The sequence below is a fragment of the Shewanella sp. MBTL60-112-B2 genome, assembly GCF_019655055.1.
GTDB lineage: Bacteria > Pseudomonadota > Gammaproteobacteria > Enterobacterales > Shewanellaceae > Shewanella.
Genome location: NZ_BPFA01000021.1, coordinates 72,763 through 83,001, shown reverse-complemented (window position 1 = coordinate 83,001; position 10,239 = coordinate 72,763). Strand labels below are relative to the sequence as shown.

Below are 10,239 nucleotides of genomic sequence, written 5' to 3'. Positions count from 1 at the left end.
AAAATTATTCTTCGAAATTGGGGCGTTTCAGTCGAGAAACCAGTTGTAAGTTGGGTTTGCGTTTTGATTTAGTCGTGAAGGTGTATGTTCTTGCCTTTTTATTGATACAACGACCCGTAAATCAATGATTTACTATCAAACTTTAAACGTTTTTAGTCTCGTTCTGAACCGTCATGTAAGGCTGACTTAAGGATGTTTTATCCAGTAGTAGTCAGCAATAGCGAGGGAAATATAGCAATAATAGATAAAATCAGCAAATGGAAAGGCACAATTCTTTTCAGTTGTTGTACAATGCGTCGCAACGAAATACATAACGGCGCAGTATGAATACTCCATCTCCAAAAGCACAAGTTCAAATGGTTACTATTGACGAGGACCACGTTGGACAACGTATAGACAATTTTCTTCTGACAAAACTTAAAGGCGTGCCTAAAAGTATGATCTATCGGATTGTGCGCAAAGGCGAGGTTCGAGTAAATAAAAAGCGCATAAAGCCTGAATATAAATTGGCCGATGGTGATGTGGTACGCATTCCGCCTGTTAGAGTGTCAGAGAGCGAAGGGCGTCCGGGTCCTTCTGCTAAATTGACCAAAGTGTCTCAATTAGAAGATCGCATATTATTCGAAGATAAGTACCTTATTGTACTCAATAAACCGTCTGGTATTGCCGTGCATGGTGGTAGTGGTGTTGAATTTGGCGTTATTGAAGCGATGCGTTCACTGCGCACTCAACAGAAATTCCTAGAGTTAGTGCACCGCTTAGATAAAGAAACTTCTGGTGTATTGTTAATTGCTAAAAAGCGCAGCGCGTTAAGACATCTGCATGATCAACTTAGATATAAGAAGATGCAGAAAGACTATGTGGCGCTGGTTAGAGGTGAATGGCAAGCCCATGATAAAGTCATTAAAGCACCTTTGCTTAAATTGACACTCAAGTCTGGTGAACGGATCGTACGTGTTAATAAAGAGGGCAAAGAGTCTGAAACTCGCTTTAAGATCCTACAGCGTTACCAAGATTCTACGCTAGTGCAAGCTAGCCCTGTGACTGGTCGTACTCATCAAATTCGTGTCCATTGTCAATTTGCAGGTCACCCTATTGCGTGTGACGAGAAGTACAGCGAGCAAAAGTTTGATGACTCTATGCGTGCTCAAGGTTTAAACAGATTGTTCCTGCATGCCGCGCAATTAAAGTTCACCCATCCAGAAACAGAAGAAGTGATGCAGGTTAAAGCACCACTAGACTCTATACTCGAATCAACCTTAAAGAAGTTAAAGAAAGTATGAAGCCTTACGAATTAGTCATATTTGATTGGGATGGAACCTTAATGGATTCCATCAGTAAAATTGTTACTTGTATGCAGCAGATGGCGAATTCACTATCTATTGTATGTCCATCAGAGTTAGCGGTGCGAGATGTGATTGGGTTATCAATGGAAGAGGCACTCAAAACCTTATATCCATCTTTACCGACAATCGATTTCGAACCCATGATTAATTCGTATAAAGAGCATTATTTAACGCTTAATACCACACCAAGCCCATTGTTTGAAGGTAGTGAAATGCTACTCAATGAGCTAAGTGCAAGAGATTACCGTTTGGCGGTTGCTACTGGTAAAGGGCGTAATGGTTTGAATCGCGTGCTAAGTGAAACCGGATTAGCAAGGCATTTCGAGTCGAGCAGGTGCGCCGATGAGTCAAAGAGTAAACCAAACCCCGACATGATCCACGAATTATTAGAAGAGCTTAAAGTTAAGCCTGAACGTGCGATCATGATTGGAGACTCTCTTCATGATCTTAATATGGCAAACAATGCAGGGGTTGATTCAGTTGGCGTGAGTTATGGCGCTCATAGTGAGTCAAAGCTTTTGTTAGCTAAGCCAAAAGCTATTATTCATAGACCGATAGAGTTACTTAACGTATTAGGATAGCTTTCGCTGTTTTATCACGCGAACACTTAAGCATACTCTACTTATAGGGCTCAATAGCTGAAACATTCTTTAGCCGCTAATACTTAGGTTAAGCCTCGGTGCCAAGCGTTTATGTTGGTAGTTGTTTAGGTGGCTGTGTAGGTATTAGTTTTGAGTGTTCATTGACGATGAGGCACGCCTTGTTTGTTTTTGAACATTTCATTATCGGCTTGATTGATGAGCGATGCTAATTCTGCAGAAGTGTCATCGACTAAGTGAAGTCCGATACTCGCGCTGATTTTTATTTTATGACCATCAATGGCAACGTCAGTGCATAATGCATGCTGCAGTTGTATGCGTAAGTTGTCGAGCAGGGCTTGTTCGTTTAATGGCGCGGGCTCATGTTCAAACGTTTTGATTATAATAAATTCGTCCCCACCAATTCTAGCAACCGTATCACCTTGCAAGCTTGCGCGAGTAAGAATTTCAGCTACTTCTATAAGCACTAGATCGCCGACTTGGTGACCATAGTTGTCATTGATCGATTTAAAATGGTCAATATCTAAATAGGCTATAGCGACTTTAGGCTTAGCATTTTCTTCTGCTTTCAGTAACTGCTCAAATTGATAAAATAGTGAGCGCCTGTTGGCTAGCCCAGTTAGACTATCGTGATTTGCGATATACTCAATTCTGCTTTTAGCTTGTTCAAGTTCGGTAATATCATGGGCGGAAATAATAGTGCCTGTGATGTGGCCATTGGCATCGAAATAAGGATTGTGGTGAACATCTAAGAAAATCGGCCTTTTATGGTGAGGAGGGTGCACCCACACTTGGGTCTTTATTTGTTCTCCGTTAAAGCAACGATCTAGCAATGGTTTTATTTGATTTTCAAAAACGTTTCTTCCATGAAGCTCGAAAACACTTTTACCTATTATCTGCTCTTGAGTTAGGTTAAACAGTGACTCATAACCTTTCGATACCACGCGGTATATATAGTTGGTGTCGACGAAAGACATATATTGTTCGGATAAAGCGATCATCTTCTGTCGCTGCTCAAGCTCTTGGCTGATTATAAGACGCTGATATTCAACCCCTATTCGTTGCGCAATTAGCCTGAAAAACTCGTTTGATTTGCTATCTTCTTTTTGTGGACTCGGATCAAGAACGAAAATATGACCGACCATTTCGCCTTTTTCATTGACTATTTGCTCCGCCTGATAACTATCGGCGCCAAGGGTTTTGAGCAAATCAAAATTGGGAAAGAGTTTCTGTAGGTTGCTTTTGAAGAGTAAGTGACATTGTTCATTCTGGTAAACCTGCTCGCAAGGTGAACCTTTTAACTCAAATTCAAAGCTTGGTAAATTTTTCTCACCATCGAAAAAAGCAATTATTTCCCCGAACCCCTCCTCAGTAGAGGGGCGGCCAAATCCAGCCCAGCGGCATCCAGTTACTAAAGTTAATGCTTTGAGGGCTCGAGCAAAGAAGTGTTCATCTGTATACGGTGCAGCGAGCAGAGTGAGCGCTTGTTCTATGTTGGTCATATCCCTATTCCAGACACATATGCAGTGAGTTAATCCATTCATTCAGCACTAAGTAAATAGAAGTCTCAGCGACGCTCTTCTTAAGTAATACTTGGGTATAAACAAGATTAGGCGACTTAATTACTCGCCATCTAGTAAAGCGTTTCCCATAGAAGTTAATGTTATTACTCGCTTATTTAAGAACTTTAACGAGCAAGCACGATTTACTAGCACTAATTTTAGTTGAACAGCGCAGGGCTTGCTGTTTATTTGTTCTGGCTAACCGTGACACTTTAGTCGTTAGGGTTAGAGAACATTAATTCCTTGAGCTTCTAGCAGATCGATGAGGGAAATTAATGGTAGGCCGATCAGAGTGTTTGGGTCTTTACCTTCTAATCGTTCAAATAAGGCGATACCTAATCCTTCACTCTTAAAGCTACCTGCACAGTAAAAAGGCTGCTCGATGTCGACATAGTTACAGATCTGCTTTGACGTTAATGAGCGAAAGTGAACGGTGAAGGGTTCGACAATAGCTTCAACCGAGCCAGTATTGGCATTATGAACGGCAAGGCCTGTATAAAAGGTAATAGGCTGACCACTGGCTGCAGTTAGTTGTGCAATAGCGGTTTCACGGTTTAGCGGCTTACCAATAATTTGGTTATCTATTACTGCGACTTGATCTGAGCCAATGACAATTGCGTTAGGGTGTTGCTTAGCACCAGCCTCGGCCTTTAGTTTGGCTAAACGCAATACCAGTTCGGTAGGGGACTCATCATCAAGTGGCGTTTCGTCAACATCAGGAGAGCAGCAGCTAAACTCCAGCTCAAGCTTTTTAAGAAGTTGCTGTCTAAAAGTCGATGTTGAAGCTAAAACAATTGGTGTGGACATAGTGATGCCTTGTAAATAGTCGCGAACTCCTGAACTACTCGTTAAATTCGCAAGAAACAAATCGTGTATTGTCACTAAAGTTGCCATCAGGCCGCAAGTAATATCCACAACATTTAGTTTTTTTGCCTAAGGGGGGGTTACGCTTGCTTGGTGATTGAATCGCGCAGCGTATACATGAAGAAAGCGCATTCAGCTTGTGTACAGGCCTTAAACCGTATCCTGTGTTGTAACTTAGACGATGAGGAACAAGGTTATGCTTAAATTATGGATTGCGATTTTAATAATGTTGTCTGTAGTCGTTCACTTAAGTGGCGATGTGAGTCGTCCATTTTATCCGACTATTCTATTTGCGATGGTATTAGGGGCTCTTGCTCGTGAGGGCATTGCGCGGCTTGACGATGTCGTCGTTCACTGGGCTTCTGGTACAGAACATATCAATAAGGCCGAAAAATAGCCTATAGTCTGTGTAGTGAAATTGACTTGCTAGGCTCAAGAGTTGAACTGAGACTGATAAAGGTTAGGTGAAATCCCAGCTTATTGAGTGAATAGAAGTGAAATTTAAAATATTCAACTGCTTAAGTTACTGGGCCATCGCTGTATTTAAGTGACGCATCTGTGCAGAAAGCAGGCTCAATGGTGGGTATTTAAAGAGCCGCTTTATTAACAGCATCACAAAAATAGAATTAGCCGATGGAATTACGAACACTTAAACACATTTATAGGCGAAATATAATGTATTGGCGGCTTTGTTTCTTGTACAATGCTGTTACCTAACAACTCACTTAGCTGAATTAAACAGGGGTTATTCATCTTGAACGTACAAGAGTATTGACTTCTGCTAAAATTCACCTAAAATGCGCGCCTTATGCAAACAGTAAAGATACCGGTTTCAATTGATCCCGTTCGCGCTGCCAGTAGCCAGATTTCCTATGAAGGCTTGGTGCCTGGTAAGCAGTTAAAGCGATTAAATGAATTATGTGCCGGCGACTGTTCTGATGTGGCAGTGTCGCTTGAATGTGGCGTCGATATACAGGGGATAGTCTACCTTAACGGGAAGGCTGTGACGGAGCTCACTCTGGATTGTCAACGTTGTATGACACTATTTACCACTGAGGTTACGGTCGAGTTTAGTTTTGGACTTTGTAAGACTGAAGCTGAAATCGATGAGCTCCCGGATGCGTATGAGCCTATTGAGTGCAATGAAATTGGCGAAATTCGTCTGCATCAATTGATCGAAGATGAATTGATAGTCGCTATGCCTTTGATTGCCATGCATGAGAATGAAGATTGTCATCTTGGTAAGCAAGATATAGTCGTAGGCGAGATCGAACCCGCTCAAGAGGAGCGTCCAAATCCGTTTGCAGTGTTAGAAAAACTGAAGAGCAAGTAATCTAGGAGACAGGGCCAATGGCTGTACAACAGAATAAAAAATCTCGTTCTAAGCGCGGTATGCGCCGTTCACACGATTCTTTGAGCACAGCTCAATTATCAGTGGATGCAACGAGTGGTGAACTTCACCGTCGTCACAACGTGACTGCGGACGGTTTCTACCGTGGTCAAAAGGTTATCAACAAGTAATTTGTTGAGACCCTTATGACAAATCTGACGCTTGCGTTAGATGCGATGGGGGGCGACTTTGGTCCCCGCATCACAGTGCCTGCATCCTTGCAGGCACTTCGCTTAAACCCCCTCCTTAAAATCGTACTAGTGGGTGATAAAACCCAGATAGACGAATATATAGCATCTGCCGAACCAGCGATAAAACGTCGCATTGAGATTAAACATACGACCGAAGTGGTCGCCATGTCCGATCGGCCTGTTCATGCCTTAAGAAACCGTAAGCAAAGTTCGATGCGTCTAGCAATTGAATTAGTGCGTGACGGTAAAGCGCAAGCATGCTTAAGCGCAGGTAATACTGGCGCGCTAATGGCTATGTCTAAAGTGTTACTTAAGACTTTGCCTGGTATCGATCGTCCAGCGCTTGTTAGCTGTTTACCAGCAGTGAATAACACGCCTGTTTATTTACTCGATTTAGGTGCAAATATTTCCTGTGACTCCGAAACTTTGTTCCAATTTGCGGTGATGGGTTCGGTGCTCTGTGAAACAGTCAATAAGACCGTGGCACCTAAAGTTGCGTTACTCAATGTAGGCATCGAAGAAATTAAAGGTAATGATCAAGTCCAACAGGCTGGTCAGTTACTACAACAAATTCCTCAAATAAACTATACCGGTTTTATTGAGGGTGATGAGATTTACTCTGGTAATGTAGACGTGATTGTTTGTGATGGCTTTGTGGGTAATATCACTTTGAAAACTTCAGAGGGTATTGCGCGCTTGTTGATCCATCAGCTTAAAAAGAGTCTAAGTGACGGATTTTTCGTCAAGATCCTCGCTAAAATCATCGCTCCACGTATACGTTCTTTGTTAAATCAGATGAACCCCGACCACTATAATGGCGCAAGTCTGATAGGATTGCGCGGAATTGTAGTAAAAAGTCATGGGTGCGCAGATGAAGCTGCTTTTTTACAAGCAATTAATTTGGCAGTGACCGAAGCGCAACGTCGACTCCCGCAGATGATCGAAGATCGTCTAGAGTCGATTCTTTTAGACATTAATAGCTGATAAATTCCTTATGCATACAAAAATTCTTGGTACTGGTAGCTATCTACCGGTGCAGGTGCGTAGTAATCTCGATCTCGAAAAAATGGTCGAAACCACAGACCAATGGATCGTGGAACGCACAGGTATTTCAGAACGTAGAATCGCTGCAGCGGATGAAACCGTTGCAACCATGGGCTATCAAGCCGGGTTAAAAGCCATTGAAATGGCTGGTATCGAAGCTTCTGAAATTGACATGATCATTTGCGGTACAACTAGTGCTAGCAACGCATTTCCGGCGGCTGCATGTGAAATACAGGCCATGCTAGGTATTCACACTGTTCCTGCATTTGATATCGCTGCGGCTTGTTCTGGTTTCGTGTATGCATTATCTGTAGCTGATCAGTTTGTGAAAACAGGTGCTGCTAAAAATGTACTTGTTATTGGTGCCGATGTGCTTTCACGTTTGTGTGAGCCAGAAGATCGCTCGACGATTATTCTATTTGGTGACGGTGCGGGTGCCGCTGTCATCGGCCGTTCTGACGAGCCAGGCATAATTTCAACGCATATCTTTGCCGATGGTCGTCAAGGTGACTTGCTAAAATGTTCTATTCCACCGCGCAAAGGTGAAACCTCTGAAGCTGTGGGTTATATGACAATGAAAGGTAATGATGTATTTAAAGTTGCCGTGACTCAGTTGTCTCATGTTGTGACAGAAACACTGCGTCATAACAATGTCGACAAGTCAGAAATCGACTGGCTAGTGCCGCATCAGGCTAACTTCAGAATTATTAAAGCTACTGCTAAAAAACTCGATATGAGTTTAGATAAAGTGGTGCTTACACTTGCTAAACACGGTAACACTTCTGCGGCTTCGGTACCTATTGCACTCGATGAAGCGGTCAGAGACGGCCGTATTCAGCGTGGTCAACTATTATTGCTTGAAGCCTTCGGCGCAGGGTTTGCCTGGGGAAGTGCTTTAGTTCGTTTTTAAGATCCTTGTTACGTTAGGCAATGCCGCAACGTGTTAGCCTGATTGATAGCAGTACAAAGACGTCGATTTAAAAGGTAAAAATAATGGAAAATACAGCTTTTGTATTCCCGGGGCAGGGCTCGCAAGCATTAGGTATGCTAGCAGAGCTTGCTGATACTCATGCAGTTGTTGCAGACACGTTTGCACAAGCAAGCGCTGTTTTAGGGTACGATTTATGGGAATTAGCTCAGCAAGGACCGGTTGAAACACTTAATGAAACCGATAAGACACAGCCTGCGTTATTGGCTGCAAGTGTTGCTATTTACCGTGCTTATGTTGCGTCAGGTAAAGCATTACCTAAGGTAATGGCTGGCCACAGTCTAGGTGAATACTCGGCGCTTGTTTGCGCGGGCGTAATTGATTTTGAAGCGGCGATCAAACTTGTCGAGCTACGTGGTCAATTAATGCAACAAGCTGTTCCGGCTGGAACGGGTGCAATGTTTGCTATTATCGGCTTAGATAACGATGCAATTGCTAAAGCCTGTGAAGAAGCTTCTGAAGGTGCGGTTGTAAGTCCTGTGAACTATAACAGCCCAGGTCAAGTGGTTATTGCTGGTGAGAAGGCGGCTGTTGAGCGCGCTGCAGCACTATGCAAAGCCAACGGCGCTAAAATGGCGGTTTCACTGCCTGTAAGCGTGCCGTCGCACTGCCAATTGATGAAGCCTGCAGCTGATAAACTTGCTGTAGCGCTTGAAGCGATTGAGTTTAATGAGCCAGCGGTTACTGTCATTAACAATGTTGATGTAGCTAGCCCTAATTGCGCAGGTGACATTAAAGATGCCTTGGTTCGTCAACTTTATTGCCCGGTTCGTTGGTCTGAGACTGTTGAGCTGATGGCTATCAATGGGATCACTAATCTGTTTGAAATGGGACCTGGTAAAGTATTAACAGGTCTAACAAAACGCATTAATCGTTCGCTTTCAGCGCAAGCTGTAAACGATGTGGCTTCATTAATGGCGTTGACCGAATAAGGAAATCTGATGAGTATAAGTTTTGATCTGACTGGTAAAGTAGCCTTAGTAACAGGCGCCAGCCGTGGTATTGGACGCGCAGTTGCTGAAACATTAGTTTCAGCTGGCGCTGTCGTTATCGGTACTGCCACCAGTGAACGTGGCGCTGAAGCGATTCAAGCCTATTTAGGTGATAAGGGCCACGGTCTTGTTTTAAACGTTACTGACGCCGACTCTGTAAAAGCTTTGTTTGAAACGATTAAAGAAAGAGCGGGTGATGTTGATATTTTAGTCAACAATGCCGGGATCACGCGTGACAATTTGTTAATGCGAATGAAAGATGACGAATGGAATGATATCCTAGATACTAACCTAACATCTATCTTCCGCACGTCAAAAGCGGTGATGAGACCAATGATGAAAAAGCGTAATGGCCGTATCATCAATATTGGTTCAGTTGTAGGCACAATGGGCAATGCGGGGCAGACTAACTACTCAGCAGCTAAAGCGGGTCTGATTGGATTTACAAAATCTCTTGCAAGAGAGGTTGCATCTCGTCAAATTACGGTTAATGCTATTGCCCCTGGATTTATCCAGACTGATATGACGGATGAGCTGACGGAAGAGCAGCAACAAGCTATTATGTCTCAAGTACCAATGGAAAGACTTGGTCAGGCGCAGGAAATTGCTCACGCAGTCCTCTTTTTAGCGTCGGACTCAGCTGCTTACATTACGGGAGAGACTCTCCACGTGAATGGTGGCATGTACATGGTTTAAAGGGAACGGCAGACTGTTATCACCCTAGGGTGATCTGCATCAACTGCAGGCTTGATTGTGGTTAGACCACGAAATTTGAGCTTGCAATGTCTGCCAAATTCAATAAACTACTCGCAATCTTGCGCAAGTGCGTAATTTGAATAGGAAAGAAAACTAATGAGCAACATCGAAGAACGTGTAAAGAAAATCATCATCGAGCAACTAGGTGTTAAAGAAGAAGACGTTAAATCAGCAGCATCTTTCGTTGACGATTTAGGTGCAGATTCTCTAGACACTGTTGAGTTGGTTATGGCTCTAGAAGAAGAGTTTGACACCGAGATCCCTGATGAAGAAGCTGAAAAGATCACTACTGTTCAAGCAGCGATCGATTACGTTTCTAAGAATCAGTAATCTAGAATTCTTGAAAACAGGCGGCATTTTTGCCGCCTGTTTTTGTTTCTAGACGCCGCTGGTTGAAGTTCATTTTTTGTGTTTGAATCATTCGATTTACCCTAAATACTTATTACCTAGATAAGTATTATTCCAACCAGAACTGGCACATACCCTTTGAAACCATGTTTTCAAATA

General features: G+C 43.0%; 12 protein-coding genes. 10 read left to right on the top strand and 2 right to left on the bottom strand.

The genetic code is table 11. From position 1 onward, the window contains the following. The first annotated feature begins 323 nt into the window (after nt 1-323). Both rluC and K5Q73_RS13880 read left to right on the top strand, forming a co-directional pair. The gene (gene rluC / locus K5Q73_RS13885) at nt 324-1,283 is read left to right on the top strand and encodes a 23S rRNA pseudouridine(955/2504/2580) synthase RluC (protein WP_220761456.1); all 960 of its coding nucleotides are present in this window, start codon (nt 324-326) and stop codon (nt 1,281-1,283) included. After that, on the top strand, nt 1,280-1,927 hold the full coding sequence (locus K5Q73_RS13880; RefSeq protein WP_220761454.1) for an HAD-IA family hydrolase: 648 nt from the start codon (nt 1,280-1,282) through the stop codon (nt 1,925-1,927). The genes rluC and K5Q73_RS13880 overlap by 4 nt, the downstream gene beginning before the upstream one ends. A gap of 158 nt (nt 1,928-2,085) precedes the next feature. Here the strand turns inward: K5Q73_RS13880 and K5Q73_RS13875 are convergent, their stop codons facing one another. Then, nucleotides 2,086-3,489 carry a GGDEF domain-containing protein gene (locus K5Q73_RS13875; RefSeq protein WP_259650753.1) on the bottom strand — a complete coding sequence of 468 codons (1,404 nt, stop codon included), beginning with the start codon at nt 3,487-3,489 and terminating at the stop codon, nt 2,086-2,088. A gap of 243 nt (nt 3,490-3,732) precedes the next feature. Continuing rightward, nucleotides 3,733-4,314 (bottom strand): nucleoside triphosphate pyrophosphatase, encoded by a 582-nt coding sequence (locus K5Q73_RS13870; RefSeq protein ID WP_220761444.1) that lies wholly within the window; start codon nt 4,312-4,314, stop codon nt 3,733-3,735. A 253-nt stretch (nt 4,315-4,567) separates the two neighbouring features. Here K5Q73_RS13870 and K5Q73_RS13865 point away from each other — a divergent pair, with 253 nt between their 5' ends. The 8 genes from K5Q73_RS13865 (at nt 4,568) to acpP (ending at nt 10,062) form a co-directional block, all read left to right on the top strand. Beyond that, on the top strand, nt 4,568-4,768 hold the full coding sequence (locus K5Q73_RS13865; RefSeq protein WP_220761443.1) for a hypothetical protein: 201 nt from the start codon (nt 4,568-4,570) through the stop codon (nt 4,766-4,768). Between the two features lie 411 nt (nt 4,769-5,179). Next, nucleotides 5,180-5,704 carry a 23S rRNA accumulation protein YceD gene (yceD, locus tag K5Q73_RS13860; RefSeq protein WP_220761441.1) on the top strand — a complete coding sequence of 175 codons (525 nt, stop codon included), beginning with the start codon at nt 5,180-5,182 and terminating at the stop codon, nt 5,702-5,704. 17 nt (nt 5,705-5,721) lie between these two features. Further along, on the top strand, nt 5,722-5,892 hold the full coding sequence (rpmF, locus tag K5Q73_RS13855) for a 50S ribosomal protein L32 (protein ID WP_020913118.1): 171 nt from the start codon (nt 5,722-5,724) through the stop codon (nt 5,890-5,892). Nucleotides 5,893-5,907: 15 nt separating this feature from the next. Continuing rightward, nucleotides 5,908-6,936 (top strand): phosphate acyltransferase PlsX, encoded by a 1,029-nt coding sequence (gene plsX, locus K5Q73_RS13850; RefSeq protein WP_220761439.1) that lies wholly within the window; start codon nt 5,908-5,910, stop codon nt 6,934-6,936. Nucleotides 6,937-6,946: 10 nt separating this feature from the next. Further along, the gene (locus K5Q73_RS13845) at nt 6,947-7,906 is read left to right on the top strand and encodes a beta-ketoacyl-ACP synthase III (RefSeq protein WP_012155724.1); all 960 of its coding nucleotides are present in this window, start codon (nt 6,947-6,949) and stop codon (nt 7,904-7,906) included. 83 nt (nt 7,907-7,989) lie between these two features. After that, a complete protein-coding gene (gene fabD / locus K5Q73_RS13840; protein ID WP_220761437.1) occupies nt 7,990-8,916 on the top strand; it encodes an ACP S-malonyltransferase in 927 nt (308 codons plus the stop codon). A gap of 9 nt (nt 8,917-8,925) precedes the next feature. Continuing rightward, complete coding sequence (gene fabG / locus K5Q73_RS13835) at nt 8,926-9,672, top strand: 3-oxoacyl-ACP reductase FabG (RefSeq protein WP_220761435.1); 747 nt, start codon at nt 8,926-8,928, stop codon at nt 9,670-9,672. Between the two features lie 156 nt (nt 9,673-9,828). Beyond that, nucleotides 9,829-10,062 carry an acyl carrier protein gene (gene acpP / locus K5Q73_RS13830; RefSeq protein WP_011496723.1) on the top strand — a complete coding sequence of 78 codons (234 nt, stop codon included), beginning with the start codon at nt 9,829-9,831 and terminating at the stop codon, nt 10,060-10,062. The last annotated feature ends 177 nt before the right edge of the window (nt 10,063-10,239 follow it).